We start from the raw sequence: 25,014 nt of genomic DNA, 5'->3' as shown, positions 1-25,014 counted from the left end.
GCGTCCGTCGCGGGGCTCCGGCCGAGGAGGGGTGAGATGCGGGAGGACGAAGGCGTTGGCTCGAGGGACTCGGACTTCGAGGACTCGTTCCTTCGCCGGCTCGCCCGGGTGGACGTGGACGAGCCGCCGCTCAGGCCCATTCCGGGCGAGTGGCTGGGCGGAGCGGACGGGCGCCGCTTCCGCATCCTCGAGGACCTGGGGCAGGGCGGAATGGGGCTCGTGCTCCGCGCGTGGGACGAGGTGCTGCACCGCGCCGTGGCCCTCAAGTTCCTCGTGCCCCAGGTGCGGCTCTCGGGCGCCTCGCAGCTGAGGCGCGAGGCCCGGGCCGTGGCGCGGCTCGACCACGAGAACATCGTCCGGTTGCTCGACCTGTCCGAGTGGTGCGTCGCTCCGATGGAGGAGCGGATGCCCTTCCTCGTCATGGAGTACCTGGAGGGAGAGTCCCTGTCGGCGCTGCTGCGCCGCGGGCCGCTCGGGCTGCGGCACGCTCTGGGCATCCTGCGCGCCGTGGCCGCGGGGCTGGCCCATGCCCACGCGCGCCAGGTCATCCACCGGGACCTCAAGCCCAGCAACGTCTTCCTCACCCGGGACGGGCGGGTGAAGCTCCTCGACTTCGGGCTGGCCCGGCTCGCGGCCCTGGGCACCGCGTCCGCGGGGTTTCTCCCCATCACCGGCACGCCGGCCTACATGGCACCGGAGCAGTGGCGGGGCCTGCCGCAGGACGCACGCACGGACATCTGGGGGGCCGGGCTGCTCCTGTTCGAGATGCTGGTGGGCGCGCCGCCGTTCCGTCCCGGCTCCCCCGAGAAGCTCCGGGAGCAGATTCTGTCGTCGGCCCCCGTGCCCTCCGTGCGCGAGCGCCACCCCGAGCTCCCGGAGGCGGTGGAGCGCATCCTGTCCCGGACCCTGTCCCGCGAGCCCGGCCGGCGCTTCCCGAGCGCGGAGACGCTGCGGGAGCACGTGGACGCCCTGTCGCGGAGCCTCGGTGCCCCGCGCCCCCGCTCCCCGGATGCGCCTCAACATCGACAGGTGACGCTGGTGGCCTGCCGGCTCACCGGGCTCGACTCGCGGCTTGGCCCAGGCGACGTGAACGAGCTGGTGGATGCGTTCCAGAAGGAGGCCCAGTGGCTCCTCCATCGTCGCGGAGGCGGTCTCACCATGGGCATGGGCGACGAGCTGGTGGCCTGCTTCGGTCATCCCGTGGCGCATGAGGACGACTCGGAGCAGGCGGTGCGCGCCGGAATGGAGCTGGCGACCGTCCTCGCGAGGGAGCAGTGCGAGCATTTCCCGCACCTCCCTGACCTGAAGCTGGCGATACGGGTGGGAATCCACACGGACCGGGTGGTGATGGGGAGCCCCGGGGAGGGCGCGTGGGCGGTCACCGCCATCTCGGGCGAGGCTCCGAAGGTGGCGGCGTGGCTCGCCAGCGAGGCCGAGCCGGGCGCGGTGCTGCTCAGCCAGTCGACGCAGGAGCTGGTGCAGGGCGTCTTCGAGACGGAGCCGCTGGGCAGCCGGGTATTCGCGGGGCTCGGGCGCACCGTCGAGCTGCGCGTGTACCGGCCCGTCCGGGAGCGGAGGGCCCTCTCCCGATTCGAGCGCTCCCGGGGGAACGGCGTGCTCACTCCGCTCGTGGGCCGCGAGCGCGAGCTCCAGGCGCTGGAGGCGTACTGGTCAGAGGCGCTGCGAGGGCGGGGCTCGCTCGTCCTCGTGCGGGGGGAGGCGGGCATTGGCAAGTCACGGCTCATCCAGGAGCTGGGCGGGCGCTCCCTGTCGAAGCCCTCCTGCTGCTGGCGGGCGCAGTGCTGGCGGCAGTCGAGCAACAGCGCGCTCCTTCCCATCATCGAGTTGCTCTATCGAGGACTGGAGCTCACGTGTTTGGAGGAGCCCGCGAAGAGGCGGGAGCAGCTGGAGGCCCGACTGGGAGCCCTGCGTCTGCCGCCGGATGACCTGGAGCTGCTCGCGATGCTGCTCTCGGTTCCCGTGGCCGAGGGCTCGCCCGTCCCGCGGTTCACCCCGGAGGAGCGCAAGGTGAAGACGCGGGAGGCCCTCACGCGGCTGCTGTTGTCCATGGCGGCGGAGCACCCGGTCCTCCTCGTGCTGGAGGATGTGCAGTGGGCGGACCACTCCACCCTGGAGCTGCTGGGCTTCCTCCTCGAGCACATCTCGACCAGGCGACTGCTCCTCGTCATGAGCGCGCGCACCGGGTTCTCGCCGCCCTGGCCCGCGGGCCAGGGCTTCCACACCCTGACGCTGGAGCGACTGTCCTCGGCGCACACCGAGTCCCTGGTGAGGGAGGTGGCTCACGGTGGGGGGCTGCCCGCGGAGACGGTCCGTCACCTCGTCGTGGAGAGGGGCGAGGGCGTTCCCCTCTTCATCGAGGAGCTGACGCGCATGGTACTCGAGCGCACGCCCCAGGCCGGGGACGCGCTCGCGCCTTCCATCCCCGCCACCCTGTACGAGCTGCTCCTGGCCCGGCTCGACCAGCTCCTTCCCCGGCAGAAGGCCCTGGCCCAGCTCTGTGCCGTGGTGGGCCGCGCCGTCGCCGCCTGCATGTTGGCGCGGTTCTCGGCGGAGATGGAGGTGGGGGCGCTGGAGCAGGTGCTCTCGGAGCTCATCGACGCGGGTGTGCTCCAGCGGGAAGAGTCGGCGGACGGGCCGCTCTATCGGTTCCGCCACGTGCTCATCCAGGACGCGGCCTACCAGTCCCTGCTCCGGAGCACGCGCCGGGAGTACCACGGCCGGATTGCCCGTGTCCTGGAGAAGGACTACCCCGAGGTGGCGGAGGCACAGCCCGAGTGGTTCGCCCACCACTTCACGGAGGCGAGGGAGGCCGAGCGGGCCATCCACTATTGGCTGCGGGCCGGGGAATCCGCCATCGAGCGCTCCGCCTTCGTCGAGTCCCTGGGGCACCTGCGCCAGGGACTGTCGCTGCTGGAGTCGATCCCCGATACGCAGAAGCGCATCCGGGAGGAGATTTCGCTGCGGCTCGTCCTGGGGGCCGCCCTGATGGAGCTCGAGGGGCTCGATGTCTCCGAACTGGAGCGGAACCATGCGCGGCTCCGTGAGCTGCTCCTGGAGGTCGACGCGGCCTGGTTGCCTACCGACGTGGCGTACTGGGCTCCCTTTCCCTGCATCTTCTCGCTGGGGAGCATTCCCGTCACGTGGGAGCTGTCCGGGAGGCTGCTCGAGGCGGGAGCTCGCCTGGGCAGCGACGAGATGCTCGGGCATGGCCACCGGATGCGGGCGTTCGTCCTTTTCATGAGGGGCGAGTTCGCCGCAGCCGGAGCCGAGCTCGAGCAGGCGCTGGCCTGCTTCGAGGCGCCGGGGCGCAAGCCCCTCCCCGCCACGGTCTCGAAGAGGGCCGGCAACAGCTCGCTGGCGGCGGTCCATGCCGGCGCCTCGTGCTTCCACTCCATCTCGGGCCAGCCGGAGCGGGCACGGGAGCATTCACGGGCCTCCCTGCGGCTGGCCGAGCAGAGTGGCCATCCCTACATCCAGGTCTATGCGCGGATCTGCATGGCCCTCACGCACCTGCTCCGCCGTGAATCGGAAGAGCTCCTGGCCTGGGCCACCAGGGCCGGCGCCCTCGCCCGGAAGCACGAACTCGTGACCTGGGGCGCGTGGGCCCAGACCCTGTGGGCCTGGGCTGTGGCGGACCTCGGTCGGCCGCGAGAGGGACTCCAGCGGATGCGGGCCTTGCTGGACTCGAACGCCTGGGCCCACGCGGGTGCCCGGCCGTTCCTTCCCGCGCTCGGTGGCCTTCACGCGGACATCCTCTTGAGGCTGGGCTCGTTCAATGAGGGGCTGTCGGTGGTGCGAGATGCGCTGGGGTGGATGGCCCGAACCGGCGAGCGCTTCTTCGAGACCGAGCTGTACCGGCTCCACGGCGAGCTGCTGCGCCAGGCCGGACGTGAGGACGAAGCGAGCCCGTGGCTGCAACGGGCCGTGGAGGTCGCCCGGAAGCAGAGGGCCCGCACGCTGGAGCTGAGGGCCGCCGTCAGCCTGGGGCGACAGCTCCAGGCGTTGGGGAGGCTCGACGAGGCGCGCTTCCTGCTGACGCGGTCCACCGAGGGGCTGGCCCCCCAGCTCGACATGCGGGACTACCGCGACGCCAGGGACCTGCTCCTCCAGCTCCCCCCTTCGACCTGAGGCACCACCCACGGGGAGGGCGCGGGGAGCGCGAGCGCGCGGGTGAGCAGCTTCGCCACGGCGTCCCACTCCACGAGGAAGCCGTCATGTCCGTACGGGCTGGACAACACGGCGTGCTCGGCGTGCCGGCCGTGCTCGCGCAGGCGCCGGGCCAGGGCCTCCATGTGGTGCGGGAGGAAGAGCTGGTCCTGGTCGATGCCCACGCACAGCGCGCTCGCGCGGATGCGGGGCAGCCCTCCGTCGGGGCAGCGCGCGAGGTCGTGGTGGTCCATGGCGCCCAGCAGCGCCAGGTAGGCGCGCGCGTCGAAGCGCGCCTCCAGCTTGCGGCCCTGGTGCTCCAGGTAGCTCTGCACGGGGTAGAGCGCGCGAGAGGACCAGGTGGCGGGACGGGCCTGGTTCAGCTCCAGCCCCGGCTCCGCGCGATAGGTGAGCATGGCCAGCTGCCGGGCCAGCTCCAGCCCGCGGTGCGGCGCCTCCGGGTAGCCCGGGTCCAGCAGCACGGCCTGCCGCGCCACGTGGTTGAAGCCCACCACCCAGGACGTGGCCGTCTCCGCCGCCGCGATGGGGGCCATGCGCGCGAAGCGCTCCGGCGCCAGCGCCGCGAGGCAGAGGACAATCATCCCTCCCAGCGAGCCCCCGACGACGAGCGACACCTCGTCCACGTCCAGCGCGTCCAGCGCCAGGAGGATGCTCCGCGCCTGGTCCCACGGGGTGATGGTGGCGGGTAGCCTGTGCTCGTCCTGGCGCAGGTCCCCCTTGGGCAGCGGGCGGGGCGGCTCGGCGCGCGAGTCGTCCAGCCTCCCCGGGAAGCCCTCGTCCGCGGGGCCCGTGGTGCCGTAGCACGAGCCCAGGTTGTTGAAGCACAGCAGCCGCACACGCGTGGGGTCCAGCGCGCGCCCCGGGCCGATGACGGGCTCCCACCAGCCGCCCTCTCCGCCCGCGCGCATGTCGCCCGTGAGCGCGTGCACCACCAGCACGGTGGGCACGGAGGGCGCCGCGTGGGCCGGGCCGACGGGACGGGCCGCCTCGGCGGCCTGGAGCTGCTCGGCCATGGAGCGGCGGACGACGCGCAGGGCGCTCTGGCGGGCCTCGTGCTCGGGGAGGATTCGCGCGCGGGAGCCGAGCCAGGGGAGGTCCTCCTCGGGCCCCCACCACCAGCCACGCACGAGGTGATTCGAGACGCGAGCACCGGCCTCCAGCCTCAGGTCCGGTAACGACAGGTCGAAGAGGCGCGGAGCGGGCGCGCGGTATGGGGAAGACACGGGGATTCTCCAGGGGCTTGGAAGGAAACGGCACGGGGTGCGTCGCGGGCCTCAGGCCGCGGCGAGCGCCTGGTCCAGGTCGGCGACGATGTCGTCCACGTGCTCCAGCCCCACGGACAGGCGCACCAGGTCCTCGGTGACGCCGGTGGCCAGCCGCTCCTCGGGGGTGAGCTGCTCGTGCGTGGTGGATGCCGGGTGGATGATGAGCGAGCGCGTGTCGCCGATGTTGGCCAGCAGGCTCCACAGCTTCACGCCGTTGATGAGCCTCCGGCCCGCGTCCAGTCCGCCCTTCACACCGAACGTCACCAGCCCGCCCGAGCCGCCGCGCAGGTAGCGCCGCGCGTTGGTGTACGACGGGTCGTCCTCCAGGCCGGGGTAGCGCACCCACGCCACCTTCGGGTGGTGCTTCAGCCAGCGCGCCACCATGAGCGCGTTCTCCGAGTGCCGCTCCACGCGCAGCCGCAGCGTCTCCAGCCCGAGGATGAAGGCGTGCGCGTTGAAGGGACTGAGCGCCGGCCCCAGGTCCCTCAAGCCTTCCAGCCGTGCCTTGAGGATGAAGGCCGCGGGGCCGAAGGCCTCCGCCAGCCGCAGCCCGTGGTAGCCGGGGTTGGGGTGCGTGAACTCGGGAAACTTCCCGTTCGTCCAGGGGAAGGTGCCGCCGTCCACGATGACGCCGCCGATGGAGGTGCCATGGCCGCCGATATACTTGGTGGCGCTGTGCACCACGATGCTGGCGCCGTGGCGCAGCGGCTGGAAGAGGGCGGGGGACAGGGCCGTGTTGTCCACGATGAGCGGCAGGCCCGCCTCGCGCGCGACGGCGGCGATGGCCTCGAAGTCCGGCACGTCCAGCCGGGGGTTGCCCAGCGCCTCCAGGTAGACGGCCTTCGTCTTCGGGCCGATGGCCTCGCGGAAGGATTCGGGCCGGTTCGCGTCCACGAAGCGGGTGTGGATGCCCAGCCGGGGCAGCGTCACCTTGAAGAGGTTGTAGGTGCCGCCGTAGAGGCTGGAGCCGGAGACCAGCTCGTCACCCGCCTTGAGGAGCGTGAGCAGCGCGAGCGTCTCCGCGGCCTGACCGGAGGCCACCGCGAGCGCCCCCACGCCGCCTTCGAGCGCGGCGATGCGCTTCTCGAAGACATCCGTCGTGGGGTTCATGATGCGTGTGTAGATGTTGCCGAACTCCTTCAGCCCGAAGAGGGCCGCGGCGTGGTCGGCGTCACGGAACGTGTAGCTGGTGGTCTGGTAGATGGGCACCGCCCGCGCGCCGGTGGCCGGGTCGGGCGCGTAGCCGGCGTGCAGGGCGAGGGTGTCGAAGTGCAGGGGACGGTCGGAAGGCGTACTCATGGTGGCGCTGGGCTCCTCGGTGGGGAAATGCGAGGGCAGCGCGCGTCCAGAGACGACGAAGCCCACCGACCCTCGCGGGGTGGGTGGGCTCCGGTGGCTCGCCAGTGTCGGGACGGACGTCAGCCGACGCTGGGGGGCACGGGCCCACCCGGCAGCATCGACATTCGACACATGGAGCGAAGAGACGTCATTGGCTTCAACGGATAAGCCCTTGCCTCGCGGGAGTCAAGCCGCCCTGCCTCCGGGTGGGGGGCGACTGTCAACTTGGGGAGGCCTGGGGTTGCGTGGTTGAGTCCCGGCAGGCGAGAACGCAACCCGACGTATTCCCGAGGTGACGATGAAGCGCCTGTTCTACCCGGAAGTCCTCAGCCCCCGTGCGTCGGTGGGGCTGCTGGCCGTGCGGCTGCTGGCGGGAGTCGCGCTGATGCACCACGGCTGGGGCAAGATTCAGAACCCCTTCGGCTGGATGGGCGAGTCCGCGCCCGTCCCCGGCTTCCTCCAGGGGCTCGCGGCCCTGTCGGAGTTCGGCGGCGGGCTCGCGCTGGTGCTCGGCCTGCTCACCCCGCTGGCCATGCTCGGCCTGCTCTGCACGATGGCCTTCGCGTCCTTCTTCCACATCTCCAGGGGCGACCCGTTCGTGGGGACGGGCGGCCCGGCCTGGGAACTGGCGGGCCTCTACTTCGTCCTCGCGCTGTGTTTCATCCTGTGCGGCCCGGGACGCTACTCGCTGGACGCGAAGCTGTTCCGTCCCTCGTCCTCCAAGCCCTGAGGGCGAGGGGCAGTCCTCATTCATGACGCAGCAGGGAGTCGCCCAAGGCAAGGCGCTGCCCGGCGGTGCCTGGGCCATGGCGGCCCATCGAAAAAGGCGCGGCCGGGGCGGCCCTCGATGAAGGCCATCGCGTTGCACGTACCCTGAGGGACGTCCCGCCGCGTTGAAAGCCGCCCGCGAGCCAGGGCGCTCGCCCCTCGCAGTCCTCCATCGAGGACCCGGGCACCTGCCTCTCTGAGGCCAGACGACGCGACGGCCCGGTGACACGGCCAGGCGCTCGCGCTGCCGCGACGCGCATGGAGGCGCGACGCGCGTTGAGAGGGCGCCCCTTTCTCGAGGTGCATGCCCCGGCACCATTCCATGGGAGACGAGTGTATCGGGCGATGCAGCACCGGTGACCAACGCGGGTCCGCCAGTCCTCTCGGTCTCGACGTGCGCCGCTGCAGGGGCAGACGTGCTGGCGTCTTCGAGCCCGGAGTCTTCTGTCCTTGCCGCCCCTGAAGGAGGTGTGCCCGTGCCTCGGGAAGGCGAGTCCTCCTCCGCCGCCAGCGCCCTCCAGAGGGCCCGGCCCGCGGCGTTGACGTCCTCTTCGACCAGCGACGCCTCTTCTCTTCGGGCCAGCGCGCGAACCAGCTCCGCCAGCGCTCCCCAGATGAGTCCCTCCCCCACCCGGACGCTGCCCGGCGCCAGCGCCCCCTCGCGCTCACCGAGGGCCAGCACCTCGCGCACCAGCGCCCGCGCCTCGCTCCCGAAGGACTGCGGCTCGAGCGAGTCCTCGTGCCAGTGCATGAAGGCGAAGTGGAAGCACTCCGGCCTCCGCGTCGCGAACCAGGCCAGCTGCTGCCAGAAGTCCCCGAAGACCTGACGGAAGTCGCTGCCCTCCCGCGAGCTCGGCTCCACCTCGAAGACGATGCGCGCGATGCGGCACAGCTCGCTGTCGGCCCACTGGCGCACCCGGTGGGCGAAGGCGCCCTTGCTGCCGTAGCGCCGGTAGAAGCTGCCCACCGACAGGTTCGCGGCCCTCGCCATCTCCTCGGCCCGCACGTTGCCGTAGCCCCGCCGCGCCATCACCGCCGCCGAGTCCCGCATGCTCATGAGGTACAACTGCTCCGCCGTCCACATACCCCTGCCCCTCCCTCTCGCCCCTGGGACGACGCTCCGCTGAAAGGAGCGCTCCTCCCGCGGCATTTTGTCTACCCCAGGGGTCTGACATGGCGGGGAGGCTGGAGCCTTCCATCCGGCGAGGACCTGGCGGGTCATGCGGAACGGAGGCTCCATTCCGCGCAGGGCGGCCCGGAGCAGGTGACAAGGCGGGGAAGGTAGGGCCGAGGAGCGGTGAGGGCTGCGCGGGCCACTCGGAATGGCAGTTCCATTCCGCGCAGGGCGGCCCGGGCGGGGGAGCTGAGAAGGTGGAGAGGCCAGGCGCATGAGTGGCGAGCGCGTGGCGGGCCACTCGGAACGGAGGCTCCATTCCGGACCTGCACGGCTCGAGGGAGGGCTGACAGTCCGGGCGGGGGGGCAGGGCCCATGAGCGGTGAGCGCATGACCGGCCACGCGGAGTGGAAGTTCCATTCCGGGCCTGGGCGGCTCGGGGGCTGAGAGTTTGGGCGGGGGGCAGGGCCCATGAGCGGTGAGCGCATGACCGGCCACGCGGAAGTGGAAGTTCCATTACGGGCCCGAGCGGCGCAGGGGGCATGCCGGGGAGGCGGGTCCGATGAATGGAGAGTGCCCGGAAGGCCGTTCGGAACGGACGCTCCATTCCAGACCTGCGCGGCGGGGGGGGGACATGGCGGGAAAGCGGAGGCTGGGGCCTCGCGCGCCCTCAGGCTCCGGGCACTCCGAACATGTCGGAGATGCCGTTCCTGCGACTGCGCGGCCGAAGTGGCTTCGCGGCAGGACTCATCCGCGTCCTGAATCAGGCGGCCGTCACGTGCGCGTTGGCGGTGTATGGCGCCAGCGGGCCGATGTGGCCGGGCACGGCCTTCACGCGCGCCAGCCACTCGGTGACGGCGGGGTAACGCCCGAGGTCGAAGCCGCCATCCGGCGCGACGTGGGTGAATCCATACAGCGCGATGTCCGCGACGGTGGGGCGCTCGCCCACGAGGAACGTGCGCCCGCGCAGGTGCCGCTCCAGGGCGGCGAGCGCCTCATGGCCGCGCTCCGTGCGCAGGCGGAAGGTCTCCGGGAAGCGGGCCGCGCGGCCCGTCAGGTGCCAGAAGCGTACGGTGCCCACGTTGGGCTCCAGGCTGTTCTGCTCGAAGAAGAGCCACTGGTGGACCTGGGCCTGCTCGAAGGCGTCCTCCGGCAGCAGCGGTGTACCCCTCGCGAGATAGAGGAGGATGGCGTTGGACTCCGCCAGGAAGCGGCCCGGCTCGGGCTCGAGCACGGGGATGCGCCCGTCGGGATTCTTCCTCAGGAAGTCCTCGGTGTGGCTCTCTCCGGCGAAGATGTCCACGGGCACCAGCTCGTAGGACCTGTCCAGCCAGGAGAGCAGGAGGCGGATTTTGTAGCCGTTGGCGGAGGGGCGATAGTCGTAGAGGCGCATCGGGGCTCCAGGAGTGGGTGGAACACGAGGCAGGGTAGGGAACACACCCTCGGCGGACGACCCGCTCCTTGCGGCCTTCGGATGACGCGAAGGGGCGCAAGAACCGGGTTGTTACCGCGCGGCCCGGCGACCATACCGGAGGCAGGAGCTCACTTCCCAGGAGCCGTGGCATGGCGACCAGCGACTACGCCCGAATCGAGCAGGCCATCCTCTACCTCGACGCCCACGCGCGCGAGCAGCCGTCCCTGGACGATGTCGCCGCGCACGTGGGGCTGAGCCCCTTCCACTTCCAGCGCCTCTTCACCCGCTGGGCGGGCATCAGCCCCAAGCGCTTCCTCCAGGTGCACACGCTCGCCTCGGCCCGCCGCCTGCTGGCCGAGCGGCGCAGCGTGCTGGACACGTCCTTCGCCGTGGGGCTGTCCGGCGGCGGCCGCCTGCACGAGCTCTTCATCACCCTCACCGCCATGACGCCGGGTGAGTTCAAGCTGGGCGGCGAGGGGCTCACCGTGCGGTACGGCATCCACCCGTCGCCCTTCGGGGACTGCCTCATCGCCGTCTGCGAGCGAGGCATCTGCGGCCTGCACTTCCTCACCGGTGAGTCCGCGGAGGAGGCCCTGGCGTCGCTGCGCGCGCAGTGGCCGCGCGCCACCTTCGAGGCGTCCCGCGAGGCGGCCGCCACGTGGGCGGAGCGCATCTTCCCCGCGCGGCCTCCTCGCGAGCCCACGCCGCTGTCCGTGCTGGTGAAGGGCACGCCCTTCCAGGTGCAGGTGTGGCAGGCACTGCTGCGCATCTCCCCGGGGCATGTGGCCACGTACGAGGACATCGCCCAGGCCATCGGCAACCCGAAGGCGGTGCGCGCGGTGGGCTCCGCGGTGGGGGACAACCCCGTGGCGCTGCTCATCCCCTGCCACCGCGTGCTGCGCAAGACGGGCGTCTTCGGGGACTACCGCTGGGGCCCCGCGCGCAAGAAGGTGATGCTCGCGTGGGAGTCGCTGCGGTACGGCGCGGAGAACGAGGACGGCGAGGCGCGGGGCTCAGGGGCCTCGCAGCTTGCGTAACGCGTCCAGGGCCTCGTAGAGCCCGGCCTCGAGCCGCGTCAGGACATCTTCGCGACGAGCTTGAGCGGCAGGTTCCGCATGAGGAAGCCCACCGCTGCCCACGGCCAGCCCGGCACGTAGGCCTTCACCGGCTCGCGCTCAATCGCCTTCACCAGCGCGCGCGAGCCCTTCTCGGAGCCCACTGCGAAGGGCAGGTTCTTCGCCCCCGCGTTCAGCTCCGTGTGGATGTAGCCCGGGTAGAGGGTGCTGACCTTGATGCGCGTGCCCAGCAGCTCGGCGCGGATGCCCTCCGTCAGCGTGGCGAGCCCGGCCTTCGTCGCCGCGTAGGCCGTCAGGTGCCGGGGCAGCCCACGCATGGCGCTCATGGAGGAAATCGTCACCAGGTGTCCCTGGCCCTGCTTGCGGAGGATTCCCACCGCGGCCTCGCACTGCGCGAGCGCGGCGACGAAGTTCGTCTGCGCCGTCTGCACGTTGGTGGCGAAGTGCCCGGTGCCGATGCGCTTTCCCAGACCGATGCCCGCGTTGATGATGATGCGGTCCAGGCTCCCCAGGTCCTGCGCGAAGGCGTCGAACACGCTGAACACCTGCGCGTGGTCGTTCACGTCCAGCGCCCGGACGGAGAGGGTGATGCCCGGGTGCTTCGCCAGCAGCTCCGCCTTGAGCGCGTCCAGGCGCTCGGTGCGGCGCGCGCACAGCGCGAGGTTGCGGCCCAGGGCGGCGAACTCGCGAGCCATGCCCTCGCCCAGGCCGGAGCTGGCGCCGGTAATCAGGATGTTCTTGCGCATGGAGCAGCCCTCAGCGGTAGGTGAGGAGCGCGCGCTGCGCGCCCTCGAAGTGGCCGTGCTCGTTGAGCGTGGACAGGAACCGGCTTCGCTCGCTGTAGACGACCTTGGTGACGCCGCAGTTCGCCAGGGCCGTGTTCAGCCGGAAGGCATGCTCGTCGGGAATCCGCAGCAGGTCCTGGCAGATGGCGGTGATGGGGCCGCCCGAGGTGAACACCAGCGCGTTCTTCGAGGCCCCCAGCTCGCGGATGAGCTCATCCAGCGCCCGGATGCAGCGGTCCCTGAAGACGGGCCAGGGCTCGGTGTACTCGTCGTCGTACCGGCCGCCCACCCAGCGGGCGACGGCCTCCGTGAACAGCTCCTGGAACGCGCGGCGCGGCTCGGCCGCTCCGGCGATGTCCTGCATCAGCAGCGTGCGGTCCGCGTAGCGCGGCTCGTGGCGGACGATGAGCTCGTCCAGGTTGAACTCGTCGAACGCCGCCGAGCGCCGTGGAGGGACGTCCAGTCCCAGCGCGGTCAGGCACGCGTCGGCGGTCTGCCGGTGGCGCAGCAGGGTGCCCGTGACGACCGCGTCCACGCGAGGCAGCCGCTGGCGCAGCGTCTCCCCGAGCACGCGCGCCTGGGCGACGCCCGTCTCCGAGAGCTGGTCGTAGTCCGCGGCTCCGAACGAGGCCTGTCCATGGCGGACGAGGTACACCACCCCCATCAGCGGGCCCCCCTCTTGCGGATGAGCCGGTCGCACCGCAGGCCGAGGTAGTTCACCAGGACCCAGAAGTTCTTGAAGGCCGGGTTGCGCGTCTGCTTGTGGTGGTAGCGGTAGTAGATCTGCTGGGCGATGACGGCGAGGCGGAAGAGGCCGTAGACCTCGTAGAAGGTCCAGTTGGCGGGCTTCAGCTTCATGCGGTCGCAGTAGTACTCGACGACCTCCTCGCGCCGGAGCATGCCGGGCAGGTGCGTGGGCTGGCGGCGCGTGGCGCGCAGCATGTAGCCGTCGTCCGCGTGGACCCAGTAGGCCAGGGCATTGCCCAGGTCCATCAGCGGGTCGCCCAGCGTCGCCATCTCCCAGTCGAGCACGCCGATGACGCGCGTGGGGTCGTTCGAGTCGAGCACCACGTTGTCGAAGCGCCAGTCGTTGTGGATGACGCAGGTGGCGACGTCGTCGGGCGTGTTCGCCTTGAGCCAGTCGCGCACGTGCGTGAAGCCGAGCACGTTCCACGTGCGGGCCTTCTCGTAGCGGTCCGACCAGCCCTCAATCTGCCGCTTCGGGTAGCCCGGCCCCTTGCCCAGCGAGGACAGCCCCACCGCCTCGGCGTCCACGGAGTGCAGCTCCACCAGCTTGTCGATGACGTTGAGGCAGAGCTGCCGCGTGCGCGCCTTGTCCAGGGTGAGGCCCCGGGGCAGGTTCTTGCGGGGGATGATGCCCTCGATGCGCTCCATCACGTAGAAGTCCGAGCCGATGACCGACGGGTCCTGGCACAGGCCAATCATGGTGGGCACGGCCGGGTAGGCCGGCTTCAGGGCCTGCTGCACCTTGAACTCGCGGGCCATGTCGTGCGCGGACTTCGCCTTCGTGCCCGCGGGCGGGCGGCGCAGGATGAGGTCGCGATTGGCGTACTTCAGCCGGTAGGTCCAGTTGGAGGCGCCACCGGAGTACTGGGTGACTTCCGGCGTCCCCTCCAGCGTGGGCACCAGGGCCTTGAGCCACGCGTCGACGGCGGGGACGTTCAGCTCCTCCCCGGGGCGTACGGCGCCGGACGGGTCGATGGGGGCGGAGGCGGGGGCGGTGGAAGGCATGGCCTGCATTCTCTCTCCCTCAAGTCGGTGCCGGGCCGGAGCGCATCCGGGCGGTGTTCTTGCGCATGACCTTCGCGTAGATGTCGCGCGGGAGGAAGCGCTTCAGCAGCCAGGCCCTCCGGCCCTCCGCGTGGGACAGGACGTAGAACTCGCGCTTCTCCACCGCGCGGAAGACGTCATTGGCGATGTCGTCCGCGGTGATGGCCGAGCGCTCCAGCAGCCGCGCCATGGTGGCCCCCAGCCGCGGGTCCGTGGTGCGCAGCGAGTCGCCCAGGTTGGTCTTGAAGAAGGACGGGCAGACGACGCTGACGCCGATGTTCGCTTCCGCCAGCTCGTTGTGCAGCGTCTCCGACAGCGACACGACGGCCGCCTTGGTGGCGTTGTAGCTGCTCATCATGGGCACATCGAGCAGGCCCGCCATGGAGGCGACGTTGACGAAGTGCCCGCGGCCCTGCCGCCGGAAGACGGGGGTGAACACCTTGCAGCCCCGCACCACGCCCAGCAGGTTGATGTCGATGATCCACCGCCAGTCGTCTATCGAGACGTCCTCGATGGCGCCCGCCTGGGCGACGCCCGCGTTGTTCACCACCACGTCCACGCCGCCCCAGCGCGTGTTCAGCTCCTCCGCGGCGGCGCGCAGGTCCTCCTCGCGCGTCACGTCACAGCGCAGGTAGTGCGCGTCGCCTCCGAACCCGCGGAGCGCCGACAGGGTCTCCCCGCCCCGGGTGTCGTTGAGGTCGGCGATGCAGACCTTCCACCCCGCGCGGGCGAAGCGCAGGGCCATCGCCTTGCCAAGGCCGCTGGCACCACCGGTGATGAAGATGCGTTGGTGGGTCATGGGCTCAGCTCCGGGAGTAGCCGCGCTTGGACAGCTCGATGCGGGCGATGAGGCCCTTGTGCACCTCGTCCGGGCCGTCCGCGAGGCGCAGGGTGCGCGCCTGGGCGAAGAAGCCCGCCAGCATCGTGTCCTGCGACACGCCGGCGCCGCCGTGAATCTGGATGGCGTCGTCCACCACCTTCTGGAGCACGCTGGGGGCGGCGACCTTGATGGCGGAAATCTCGGTCATCGCGCCCAGGGCGCCGACCTCGTCCATCTTCCAGGCGGCATAGAGCGTCAGGAGCCGCGCCTGGTCGATGGCGACGCGCGCCTCGGCGACGCGCTCGCGGTTGCCGCCCAGGTTGAGGAGCTGCTTGCCGAAGGCGGTGCGCTTCATGCCCCGGTCAATCATCAGCTCCAGCGCCTTCTCCGCCGCGCCGAGGCAGCGCATGCAGTGGTGGATGCGGCCGGGGCCGAGCCGCCCCTGGGCAATCTCGAAGCCCATGCCCGGCCCGGAGATGATGTTGCTGACCGGCACGCGCACGTTGTCGAAGGACACCTCGCCATGGCCGTGCGGGGCGTCGTAGTCGCCGAACACGGGCAGCATGCGGCGGATGTTCACGCCCCTGGCGTCCATGGGCACCAGCACCATGGAGTGCTGGTGGTGGCGGTCACCCCCGGTATCGGGCGTGCGGGCCATGAAGATGATGACCTTCGCCTTCGGGTGGCCCAGGCCGCTGGACCACCACTTGCTCCCGTTGAGGACGACCTCGTTGCCCTCGACGACGGCCGTGGCCTGCATGTTGGTGGCGTCCGAGGAGGCCACCTCCGGCTCCGTCATGCAGAACACCGAGCGGATTTCGCCCGCGAGCAGCGGCTTGAGCCAGCGCTCCTTCTGCTCGTCGGAGCCGTACTTCCAGAGCACCTCCATGTTGCCGGTGTCCGGGGCGTTGCAGTTGAAGACCTCGGGGGCGATGAAGCTGCGGCCCATCTCCTCGGCCAGCGGCGCGTACTCCAGGACGCTGAGGCCGGCGCCGAGCTTCGGGTCGGGGAGGAAGAGGTTCCACAGCCCTTCCGCCTTCGCGCGGGCCTTCAGCTCCTCCATCACCGCCGGCACCTTCCACGTCTTCCAGTCGCCGCCGTGGCAGGTGGAGACGACCTCGTCGCGGTAGCGGGCCTCGACCGGGTCGATGTGCTCGCGCATGAACCGCTGGATGCGCTCCAGGTAGTCCTTGGTTCGGGCGCTCGGTTCGAAGTCCATCGCGGGTCCTCCTGGAGGTGGGTGGAGGCATCCTGCGCATCCCCCGCTTGATGCATCCAGTGAATGTTGGTCATGTGTTCCCATGAACCCAGTTCAGGATTCCGCCCGGCTGGCGAGGATGGACCTCAACCTCTTCCGGGTGTTCGACGTCGTCCTCCGGGAGCGGAACCTCACCCGGGCCGCGGAGGTGCTCTTCCTCAGCCAGTCGGCGGTGAGCCATGCGCTCGCCCGCCTGAGAGATCAGCTCGGCGAGCCGCTCTTCGTGCGCGAGGGACGCGGGGTGGCGCCCACGCCGTTCGCGGAGCGGCTGGCGCCGGAGATTCGCGAGGCGCTGTCCCTGCTGGAAGGCGCGGTCCACCACACCCGGGGCTTCGACCCCCGGCGGGACGTGGGCAACTTCACCGTGGCGATGAACGACGTGCTGGAGCCGTCCATCCTCCCGCACCTCGTCTCGCGCCTGCGGGAGCGTGCTCCGGAGGCGCGCGTCACCAGCGTCCGGCTGGACCGGGCGCGGCTGGAGCGGGACCTCGCGTCGGGGCGGCTGGACCTGTCCATCGACGTGGAGCAGCCGACGGGCGCGGACCTGCGGCATGCCCCGCTGCTGCGGGACACCTTCTGCGTGGTGAGCCGGCGGCGGCGCCGGCTGGACGTGGCGGCGTACATGGCCGCCCAGCACGTCACCGTGTCCTCGCGCCGCACGGGGCTGGCCGTGGAGGACCTTGTGCTCAGCCGGCTGGGCTACCAGCGTGACGTCACGGTGCGCTGCCAGCACTACGAGGCCGCCTTCCACATCGTCTCCGGCTCCGACCTGCTCCTCACCATGCCCCGGCGTCGCGCGGAGGCGCTGCACGCGCTGCTGGGCAACCACGTCCTGCCCATGCCGCTGGCACTTCCACCGCTGGAGCTGCACCTCTACTGGCACCGGCAGACGGACTCGGAGCCGCGCAACCGGTGGCTTCGCGAGGAATTGCTGTCGCTCGCCGCGGCGCTGGTCTCGGGGGCGAGGTAGGACTCCGGGCCCGGTGGGTGGGGCACGCGTACCCCGGGACGCACCTGAAGCGGCAACCCGTTTGGAAGCGGGGCTCCGTAGAATGGGCTTCACGGCGCGGGGGCCACAGACTTCCCGCGCCCCCGCACCCAGGCGAGGATTCTGTTCATGAGCGGACGCGTGAATCTGTTGGTGCCCGGGGTCCGGGCCAATCCCTATCCGACGTATGCCGAGCTGCGCCGGAACCCCGTGTGCCAGGTGGACCCGGGCGGCTATTGGGTCCTCACCCGGTACGACGACGTGGTGGCGGCCTTCAAGAATCCGCAGGTGTTCTCCAACATCGGCATGCGCGTGGCGACGAAGCCGGCATGGCTGGGGCACAACCCGTTCGCGGACTCGATGATTGGCATGGACCCGCCGAACCACACGCGGCTGCGGACCCTGGTCAACCGTGCCTTCGGCCCGCCGACACTGGCCCGACTGGAGCCGCGTGTCCGCGCCTTCGCGGAGGGCATCGTCGCCCGTCTTCCCGAGGGCCAGCCGGTGGACATCGTGGACGGGCTCTGCCTGCCGCTGCCCGCCAGCGTCATCGGCGAGCTCATCGGCCTGGACCCCACGCAGCACCACCTCTTCAAGCGCTGGGCGGATGACCTCACCAGCATCACCGCCATCGGCCCCAAGCCCGAGCGCGAGACGCCGCGCATGGAGGAGATTCGCGCCACGGTGCGCGAGACGGAGCAGTACATGGGCCAGGTGCTGGCCAGCCGCCGCCTGGAGCCTCGCGACGACCTGGTGACGGACCTCCTCAACGCGCGCGTGGACGGAGAGGCCCTCACGGACGCGGAGTTGATGAACTTCATGTTCCTGCTGCTGGTGGCCGGGCTGGAGACGACCATCCACCTGATGAGCCACGCGATGCGCATCCTGATGGAGCGGCCGGACCTGGTGGCGCGCCTCAAGGCAGAGCCCTCGCGCATTCCCCGCTTCGTGGAGGAGGTGCTGCGCTACGAGCCGCCGGTGCAGGCCATCATGCGCGTCACCACCGCCGACACGGAGATTCGCGGCGTGACGATTCCGAAGGGCTCTCCGGTGGCGCTGATGATTGGAGCGGCCAACCGCGACGAGACGCACTTCCCCGGGGCGGAGACGTTCGACATGGACCGCGAGGGGACGAACAACCTGCCCTTCGGGCACGGCGTCCACTTCTGCCTGGGGGCGCCGCTCGCGAGAATGGAGGCGCGGTTCGGCCTGGAGGCCCTGCTGGCGCGCTTCTCCCGCTTCACCCCGGCCGGGCCGCTGGAGTGGAACCGGTCCATGACGGTGCGCGGCCCCGTGCGGATGCCCGTCGTGGCCCACGCGGACTGAGGCGGTCCGGGGCCACCGGCCCGGGACTCAGGCAGGGGCAGGGGTGGACGCGGCGGGTCCTCGCTGGTGCCGGATGGCCAGCAGCAGGGCCCCCAGTCCGAAGCACATGGTGGCCAGGGCGATGAGCCCGCCCAGGATGGGCACCCGCCTGGCGAGCGTCAGCAGGACGATGCCCACCAGCAGCGCGAGGATGACCGAGGCGCCCCGCTTCCCGAAGCGCTCCAGCAGCCACCGGCCGATGAGCAGCCCCACCACCGGGAAGCTCGTCAGCAGCGCCAGCACGTAGAGCGCCAGTGCGAACACCCCCAACCACCAGCCGCCCACCACCAGCCCCAGCACGAAGAGCGCGCCGGCGAGGAGGGGAGTGACCACGAAGACCACGGCCCCCCAGCCCAGGCTCCTCCACGGTTGCTCGCGCAGCTCCGCCGGCGCGCGTGCCGCGAGCCGGGGCGCCAGCAACGCGAGCAGCAGTCCCAACGCGAACAGGCCGACGATGGAGCGTCCCCAGAGATAGAGGAAGCCCAGCACGCCTCCTCCCCCGTCGCGCTCCTCGTAGGGCAGCCGCTCCACGCGGCCCGCGACAGCCTCGGGGGGAACCTGGGCCTCGCTCTGGGCGGTGAAGCGCAGGTCTCCGCCGACGCGCGCGCCCTCGGCCAGCCGGAGCGTGACGACCTCGGCGCTCACGCTGCCGCTCACCGGAGCCCCCAGCGTGAGCGACTGCGCCGAGGCCCGCACGTCGCCCCCCACCGGGGCCTGGACCCTGACCTCGTTGCCCGCGACGAGCAGGTCTCCGGGGATGTTCGTGCCCGGCATCAGGCCCACCTGGTTGCCAAAAATCAGGGCGTCCTTGCCCACCGCGGCCGTCAGCGTGAGGTCCCCGGTGGCGCTCCGGAGGCTGCCCCGCACCGGGCCCGCCACCGTCGTCTCCATGGCACCGGAGAGCAAATCACCCTCGACGGTGCCTCGCATGTCGAGCCGCCGCGCCGCCGCCACCACGTCCCCGCGCACCGTGCCCTGGATGACCACCTCGCGGCCGAAGGCATAGAGGTCATCGTTGATGACCTCCTGCGGGCCCACCGTCACCACGTCGCCGGTGCGCAGCTCCGCGGCCCTCGAGATTCTGGGGAACACCGCGCACAGGATGAACACGAGCAGCATCCAGGCCCTCGGGTGCCGGGCCCTCCAATGGGACTGGGTGGACCTGAACCTGGACATGGCGCCCTCCTGTGCTGGTGCCCCTCAAGGCACCGCTGGGCACGCCCGGCTCCGGGAACAAGCGGCAGAGGACGGCGCGCCCTTCCAGCGCCTCCCCTCACCGTCGGGGGAGGCGCCAGGAAGCAGGCGCCACCTCGCTCACGCCTCGATGTCGAACGCGAGCGAGGTCCGCTCGCCGGGAGGTACGTGCAGCAGCCCCTGTCCGGTGGCCAGCGCACCCGCGGCGGCCGTCCACGGCTCCACGCAGATGAAGTCCTTCCCCTTGAACGTCCACACGACGAGCAGGCGGAACTCCGGGCTCCAGGACAGGCGCACCGGCCGGCTCCCCGGCCCGCGCTCCAGCCGCGTCCCGGGCCCCGAGTGGTTCCTCAGGTGCAGGTCCACCTCGTCCTCGGTGAAGTCGAAGCCGGTAAAGGGCACCTCGCGCTTGAGCCGGTTGTCCCAGGCGTGCGTGGCATCCGTCTCCACGCGCGTCTGGAGCTTCATTTCCTCCGGCACCCGGAAGTAGGGGTGGAAGCCCAGGTGCAGCGGCATCGGCCGGTGGTCCTGGTTCTGCACGTCGAAGCCCAGCGTCAGCCGCGTGCCCACCAGCGAGAAGGTGAGCTGCGCGTCGAACTTCCAGGGGAAGTGGCGCCGCGTCTCCACGTTGGAAGACAGCCCCACCACCAGCAGGGAGTCCTCCGACTGCCGCACCTTCCACGGCATCCTCCGCGCGAAGCCGTGCTGCGGCAATGTGTACAGCTCGCGGTCCGCCGGGTACGTGTCTCCCGGCAGCGGACCCGCGTTGGGGAAGAGCACGGGGATGCCGCCGCGCACGTTCTTCGCCGGGTCGGCGACGGTGGCCTCGTCGAGGTAGAGCACCTCGTCGCCGTCCACCGTCATCCGGGTGACGAGGGCGCCGCGCGAGGGAATGACCTCCACGCGGCATCCGCCGTCCACCAGCGCGTACGTGTCCAGGCCCGCGATGCCGGCGAATGGACCGCTCATGGGCGTCTCAGATGGCCCCTTCGTGCGGGTCGTTGTCCATGAAGGGGTAGGGCACCTTCACGGGCGGCACGAAGTTCTCCTTGATGGTGCGGGGGCTCGTCCAGCGCGTCAGGTTGAGCGCGGAGCCCGCCTTGTCGTTGGTGCCGGACGCGCGCGAGCCGCCGAAGGGCTGCTGGCCCACCACCGCGCCCGTGGGCTTGTCGTTGATGTAGAAGTTGCCCGCCGCGTGGCGCAGCTCCGTCAGCGCCGTGTCGATGGCCTTCCTGTCCCGCGCGAACACCGCGCCGGTGAGGGCGTAGGCGGCGGCCTGGTCGACCTCGCGCAGCGTCTCCACGTACTTCGCGTCCGGGTAGACGTGCAGGCCCACCACGGGCGCGAAGATTTCCTCGCGGAGGATGCGGTGGCGCGGGTCGGCGAGCTGCACCAGCGTGGGCTTCACGAACCAGCCCTCCTTCCGGTCCGTCTCACCGCCGGCCACGATGGAGGCCTGGTTGTCGTTCTTCGCCAGGTCGATGTAGCCCGACGTCTTCTTGAAGGACTTCTCGTCGATGACGGCGCCCATGAAGTTGCGGAAGTCCGTCACGTCGCCCATGCGAATCTCGGCGATGAGCGCCTGGAGGCGGGGCTTGAGCTTCGGCCACAGGGACTCGGGGACGAAGATGCGGCTGGGCGCGGAGCACTTCTGGCCCTGGTACTCGAAGCCGCCGCGGACGATGGCCACCGCGAGCGCTTCGATGTCATCCGCCGCGGACGCGTGGGCGACGATGAAGTCCTTGCCGCCCGTCTCACCCACCAGCCGGGGGTACTGCTTGTACCTGGAGATGTTCTCGCCCACCGTCTTCCACATCGAGTTGAACGTGGGCGTGGAGCCGGTGAAGTGGATGCCGCCCAGGTGCGGGCTGGCCAGCACGGGGTTGCCCACCGTGGGGCCGTCACCGGGCAGCATGTTGATGACGCCGTCGGGCAGCCCCGCCTCGCGCAGCAGCTCCATGATGTACCAGGCGCTGTAGGCGGCGGTGTTGGACGGCTTGAAGAGCACCACGTTGCCCATCAGCGCCGGCGCGACGGCCAGGTTCATGGCGATGGACGTGAAGTTGAAGGGCGCCACCGCGAAGACGAAGCCGTCCAGCGGGCGGTAGTCCGTCATGTTCCACGTCTGCGGCGCGTTCTCCGGCTGCGTGGCGAGAATCTGCTCGGCGAAGTGGACGTTGTAGCGCAGGAAGTCCACCGCCTCGCACGTGGCGTCAATCTCCGCCTGGTGGGCCGTCTTGGACTGACCCAGCATGGTGGCGGCGTTCATGATGGGGCGGTAGCGGGTGGACAGCAGCTCCGCGGCGCGCAGGAAGATGGCGGCGCGCGACTGGAACGGCATGCGCGCCCAGTCCTCCTTGACGGAGAGCGCGTTCTGGATGGCCAGCTCCACGTGGGTGGCGTCGGCCTCGTGCAGCGTGGCCAGCACGTGCGAGTGCTTGTGCGGCATGCGCACGGTGTCCGTCTTGCCGGTACGCACGTGCTTGCCGCCGATGAGGACGGGAATCTCGATCTGCTCGCCGCTCATGCGCTTGAGCGTGGCCTGCAGCTCACGGCGCTCGGGCGTGCTGGGCGCGTAGGAGAGGACGGGCTCGTTCTTCGGAGCCGGGACGCGGGTAATGGCGTTGATCACGCGGAATGACCTCGGGGTTGAGGGCGGAAACGAAGGGCGGCGGAGCATAACCAACCGGCCCGGTCTCGGCAGCCGGGAAGCGAGGACTGTCCCACCAGTGAACCCTTTGATTTCCCGGGACTTCCCTGTCGTCCGGGTGACATTGACCCGATGACTCGGTGCGCGGCTACGATGTGGGCCATGCGCGTCCTCCCCCGGAGTCCCGAAGCGCCGTCTTCCCCCGGTCTCTCCGCGTTGGAGGATGTGATTCGAAGGGACCTCGAGCGGCTGGAATACCCCAAGCGCCCCTGGGTGCTGCCGCGCTGCACGCGGGCCGGCCAGCCCGTGCTGGACGTGCTCATCATCGGTGGCGGACAGAGCGGGCTCACCGCCGCCTTCGGGCTGATGCGCGAGCGCGTCACCAACCTGCTCGTGGTGGACGACAGCGAGCCGGACCTCGCCGGGCCCTGGAAGACGTTCGCGCGCATGCACACGCTGCGCACGCCCAAGCATCTCACCGGTCCGGACCTCAACCTCCCCAACCTCTGCTTCCAGTCCTGGTACGAGGCCCAGCACGGCGAGGGCTCCTGGGATTCCGTGGGACTCATCCCCAAGGAGATGTGGGCGGACTACATCAACTGGTACCGCCGCACGCTGGACATCCCCGTGCGCTGCCGCACCCGCGTGGGCGCGCTGACGTGGAGCCCGGAGGAGGAGTGCTTCATCGCCCCCTTCCACCACACCCGTGACGGGGATGCCGGGGTGCTGTACGCGCGCAAGGTGGTGCTGGCCACCGGCATCGACGGCTCGGGCCGCTGGGAGGTGCCGTCCGTGGTGGCGGACCTGCCGCGCGAGCTGTACGCCCACACGCGCGACGACATCGACTTCGAGGCGCTGCGGGGCCGGAGCGTGGGCGTGCTGGGCGCGGGCGCCTCCGCCTTCGACAACGCGTCCGTGGCGCTGGAGCACGGCGCTTCCGAGGTGCGCCTCTTCTACCGGCGCAAGACGCTGCCCACCGTCAACCCGTACCGCTGGGCGGAGTTCGTGGGCTTCCTCAAGCACCACGCGGACCTGCCGGACGCGGACAAGTGGCGCTTCATCCACCGCATCATCGAGATGGGGCAGCTCCCGCCCGCGGACACGTACCGCCGCGCCAAGGCCTTCCCCCAGTTCCACCTGCATGGCGAGAGCCCGTGGCTGGCCGCGGAGGAGGTGGGCGGCAAGGCCCGCGTCACCACGCCGCATGGCCAGTTCACCTTCGACAAGCTCATCGTCGGCAGCGGCACGGTGACGGATTTGTCCCTGCGCCCGGAGCTGGCGCGCCTGTACGAGGACATCGCGCTGTGGAAGGACCGCTTCACGCCGCCCCAGGGCCAGGAGCACGCGGACCTCTCGCGCCACCCATACCTGGGCGCCCACTTCGAGCTGCAGGAGAAGCACCCGGGCCGCGCGCCGTACCTGTCGTCCATCTTCAACTTCACCTTCGGCTGCCTGCTGTCGCTGGGCTTCGGCGGAGCCAGCATCTCCGGGATGAAGTACGGCCTGCCCCGGCTGGTGGGCGGAGTGACGCGGCAGCTCTTCCTGGATGACCGGGACGCGTTCTTCGAGTCCCTGGAACGCTACGACGAGAAGGAATTCGAGCCATGAGCAGTGGTGAGGACTTCGTGCTGAAGAGCCGGCGCGTCCTCGCGCCGGAGGGCCTTCGCGAGGCGGCGGTGGTGGTGCGGGAGGGCCGGGTGGCCGCGGTGGTGGCTCCCTCGGACATTCCCGCCGGCCTGCCGGTGACGGACGTGGGCGACCGGGTGGTGATGCCCGGCGTGGTGGACAGCCACGCCCACATCAACGAGCCCGGCCGCACCGAGTGGGAGGGCTTCGAGACGGCCACGCGCGCGGCGGCGGCCGGCGGCATCACCACGGTGGTGGACATGCCGCTCAACTCGCTGCCGCCCACCACCACGCTGGACGCGCTCCTCCTCAAGGCCCGCACGGCCTGGAGCCGCTGCCACGTGGACCATGCCTTCTGGGGCGGCGTCATTCCCGGCAACGCGGACGAGCTGGAGCGGCTCATCGACGCGGGCATCGCCGGCTTCAAGTGCTTCCTGTGTCCGTCCGGCGTGGACGAGTTTCCACCCGCGGACCGCGCGGTGCTCGACGTGGCCATGCCGATTCTGGCGCGGCGGGGCGTGCCGCTCATCGTCCACGCGGAGCTGGAGTCCCCGGTGGAGGGCGGCGCGGGCACCAATCCGCGCACGTACCGGGGCTACCTGGAGTCCCGGCCGAAGCGCTGGGAGGACGACGCCATCCGGATGATGGTGGAGCTGGCGCGCGAGCACCGCTGCCGGGTGCACATCGTCCACCTGTCCTCGGCGGACGCGCTGCCCGTGCTGCGCGAGGCCCGCCGCGAGGGCCTGCCCGTGTCCGTGGAGACGTGCCCGCACTACCTCTCCTTCACGGCGGAGGAGATTGAGGACGGCGCCACCCACTTCAAGTGCGCGCCGCCCATCCGCGAGGCGGAGAACCGCGAGCGGCTGTGGGCCGGGCTGGCGCAGGGGGACATCGAATTGGTGGTGTCGGACCACTCGCCCTGTACGCCGGCCCTGAAGCACCTGGACCGCGGGGACTTCGGCGCTGCGTGGGGCGGCATTGCGTCCCTGCAGCTCAGCCTGCCGGCGGTGTGGACGGAGGCGCGCCGGCGCGGACACGGCCTGGAGTCGCTCGTCCGCTGGATGTGCGAGGCCCCGGCGCGGCTGGTGGGCTTGTATGGCGTGAAGGGCACGCTGTCTCCCGGCGCGGACGCGGACCTGGTGGTCTTCGACCCCGAGGCGTCCTTCACCGTGGAGCCCACTCGCCTGCTCCACCGCCATCCGATTACACCCTACGCGGGCCGCACGCTCACGGGCGTGGTGGAGATGACGTTCCTGCGCGGGGCGAAGGTCTACGAGCGCGGCCAGCCGTTGCCGCGCCCGGTGGGAAGATGGGTGCGCCGCCCCGTCGCGGCGCGCGTCGCTGCCTGAAGCACCTGGAGAGAGAACACACACC

19 protein-coding genes and 1 pseudogene are annotated in these 25,014 nt (G+C 70.9%); 8 read left to right on the top strand and 12 right to left on the bottom strand.

Annotated features, from left to right (window positions below):
- Positions 1–36: 36 nt before the first annotated feature.
- The gene (locus K8638_RS37810; protein ID WP_223759587.1) at positions 37–4,149 is read left to right on the top strand and encodes a protein kinase; all 4,113 of its coding nucleotides are present in this window, start codon (positions 37–39) and stop codon (positions 4,147–4,149) included.
- Here the strand turns inward: K8638_RS37810 and K8638_RS37805 are convergent.
- Both K8638_RS37805 and K8638_RS37800 read right to left on the bottom strand, forming a co-directional pair.
- The gene (locus tag K8638_RS37805; RefSeq protein WP_223759586.1) at positions 4,101–5,411 is read right to left on the bottom strand and encodes an alpha/beta fold hydrolase; all 1,311 of its coding nucleotides are present in this window, start codon (positions 5,409–5,411) and stop codon (positions 4,101–4,103) included. The two genes, K8638_RS37810 and K8638_RS37805, sit on opposite strands and share 49 nt — an antisense overlap.
- Positions 5,412–5,462: 51 nt before the next feature.
- Complete coding sequence (locus K8638_RS37800) at positions 5,463–6,752, bottom strand: O-acetylhomoserine aminocarboxypropyltransferase/cysteine synthase family protein (protein ID WP_223759585.1); 1,290 nt, start codon at positions 6,750–6,752, stop codon at positions 5,463–5,465.
- Positions 6,753–7,089: 337 nt separating this feature from the next.
- Here K8638_RS37800 and K8638_RS37795 point away from each other — a divergent pair, with 337 nt between their 5' ends.
- Positions 7,090–7,521: a DoxX family protein gene (locus tag K8638_RS37795; protein WP_223759584.1), complete on the top strand. Its 432-nt coding sequence runs from the start codon at positions 7,090–7,092 to the stop codon at positions 7,519–7,521.
- Positions 7,522–8,173: 652 nt separating this feature from the next.
- Positions 8,174–8,386, top strand: a complete 213-nt coding sequence (locus tag K8638_RS45045) for a hypothetical protein (RefSeq protein WP_305071223.1) — start codon at positions 8,174–8,176, stop codon at positions 8,384–8,386.
- 104 nt (positions 8,387–8,490) lie between these two features.
- Here K8638_RS45045 and K8638_RS45430 read toward each other — a convergent pair.
- Positions 8,491–8,589: pseudogene (locus K8638_RS45430) on the bottom strand (TetR family transcriptional regulator); the annotation flags it as partial.
- An 847-nt stretch (positions 8,590–9,436) separates the two neighbouring features.
- Positions 9,437–10,066, bottom strand: a complete 630-nt coding sequence (locus K8638_RS37780; protein ID WP_223759583.1) for a glutathione S-transferase family protein — start codon at positions 10,064–10,066, stop codon at positions 9,437–9,439.
- 170 nt (positions 10,067–10,236) lie between these two features.
- Between K8638_RS37780 and K8638_RS37775 the strand changes: the two genes are divergently transcribed.
- The gene (locus K8638_RS37775; protein WP_223759582.1) at positions 10,237–11,124 is read left to right on the top strand and encodes a methylated-DNA--[protein]-cysteine S-methyltransferase; all 888 of its coding nucleotides are present in this window, start codon (positions 10,237–10,239) and stop codon (positions 11,122–11,124) included.
- A 38-nt stretch (positions 11,125–11,162) separates the two neighbouring features.
- Here the strand turns inward: K8638_RS37775 and K8638_RS37770 are convergent, their stop codons facing one another.
- Genes K8638_RS37770 through K8638_RS37750 form a run of 5 tightly spaced genes read right to left on the bottom strand, consistent with a single transcriptional unit; the run spans position 11,163 to position 15,778 of the window.
- Positions 11,163–11,909 (bottom strand): SDR family oxidoreductase, encoded by a 747-nt coding sequence (locus K8638_RS37770; protein ID WP_223759581.1) that lies wholly within the window; start codon positions 11,907–11,909, stop codon positions 11,163–11,165.
- 10 nt (positions 11,910–11,919) lie between these two features.
- On the bottom strand, positions 11,920–12,612 hold the full coding sequence (locus tag K8638_RS37765) for a histidine phosphatase family protein (RefSeq protein WP_223759580.1): 693 nt from the start codon (positions 12,610–12,612) through the stop codon (positions 11,920–11,922).
- Entirely contained in the window at positions 12,612–13,709 is a 1,098-nt protein-coding gene (locus K8638_RS37760) for a phosphotransferase family protein (RefSeq protein ID WP_370644222.1), read from the bottom strand. The genes K8638_RS37765 and K8638_RS37760 overlap by 1 nt, the downstream gene beginning before the upstream one ends.
- Before the next feature lie 10 nt (positions 13,710–13,719).
- Positions 13,720–14,538, bottom strand: a complete 819-nt coding sequence (locus tag K8638_RS37755) for an SDR family oxidoreductase (protein ID WP_223759578.1) — start codon at positions 14,536–14,538, stop codon at positions 13,720–13,722.
- Positions 14,539–14,542: 4 nt separating this feature from the next.
- Complete coding sequence (locus K8638_RS37750; protein WP_223759577.1) at positions 14,543–15,778, bottom strand: acyl-CoA dehydrogenase family protein; 1,236 nt, start codon at positions 15,776–15,778, stop codon at positions 14,543–14,545.
- Positions 15,779–15,860: 82 nt separating this feature from the next.
- Here K8638_RS37750 and K8638_RS37745 point away from each other — a divergent pair, with 82 nt between their 5' ends.
- Both K8638_RS37745 and K8638_RS37740 read left to right on the top strand, forming a co-directional pair.
- Positions 15,861–16,787 (top strand): LysR family transcriptional regulator, encoded by a 927-nt coding sequence (locus K8638_RS37745; protein ID WP_223759576.1) that lies wholly within the window; start codon positions 15,861–15,863, stop codon positions 16,785–16,787.
- Between the two features lie 147 nt (positions 16,788–16,934).
- On the top strand, positions 16,935–18,131 hold the full coding sequence (locus K8638_RS37740) for a cytochrome P450 (RefSeq protein ID WP_223759575.1): 1,197 nt from the start codon (positions 16,935–16,937) through the stop codon (positions 18,129–18,131).
- A gap of 27 nt (positions 18,132–18,158) precedes the next feature.
- Here K8638_RS37740 and K8638_RS37735 read toward each other — a convergent pair whose 3' ends face one another.
- The 3 genes from K8638_RS37735 to pruA all read right to left on the bottom strand — a co-directional run bounded on the left by K8638_RS37735 (position 18,159) and on the right by pruA (position 21,996).
- Positions 18,159–19,346, bottom strand: coding sequence for a polymer-forming cytoskeletal protein (locus K8638_RS37735; protein WP_223759574.1), 1,188 nt, complete (start codon positions 19,344–19,346; stop codon positions 18,159–18,161).
- A gap of 138 nt (positions 19,347–19,484) precedes the next feature.
- Positions 19,485–20,333, bottom strand: a complete 849-nt coding sequence (locus K8638_RS37730; protein WP_223759573.1) for an aldose epimerase — start codon at positions 20,331–20,333, stop codon at positions 19,485–19,487.
- A gap of 7 nt (positions 20,334–20,340) precedes the next feature.
- A complete protein-coding gene (gene pruA, locus K8638_RS37725) occupies positions 20,341–21,996 on the bottom strand; it encodes an L-glutamate gamma-semialdehyde dehydrogenase (RefSeq protein ID WP_223759572.1) in 1,656 nt (551 codons plus the stop codon).
- Positions 21,997–22,239: 243 nt separating this feature from the next.
- Here pruA and K8638_RS37720 point away from each other — a divergent pair, with 243 nt between their 5' ends.
- The gene (locus K8638_RS37720; RefSeq protein WP_370644221.1) at positions 22,240–23,622 is read left to right on the top strand and encodes an FAD/NAD(P)-binding protein; all 1,383 of its coding nucleotides are present in this window, start codon (positions 22,240–22,242) and stop codon (positions 23,620–23,622) included.
- Positions 23,619–24,989 carry an allantoinase AllB gene (gene allB / locus K8638_RS37715; protein ID WP_223759570.1) on the top strand — a complete coding sequence of 457 codons (1,371 nt, stop codon included), beginning with the start codon at positions 23,619–23,621 and terminating at the stop codon, positions 24,987–24,989. Before K8638_RS37720 ends, allB begins: the two co-directional genes overlap by 4 nt.
- Positions 24,990–25,014: the final 25 nt, after the last annotated feature.

Origin of the sequence: Myxococcus sp. RHSTA-1-4, assembly GCF_020037125.1 — a bacterium.
In the GTDB taxonomy this organism is placed as follows: Bacteria; Myxococcota; Myxococcia; order Myxococcales; family Myxococcaceae; genus Myxococcus.
Note: the sequence above shows the minus strand (reverse complement) of the source record. Positions and strands in the feature narration are given on the sequence as shown.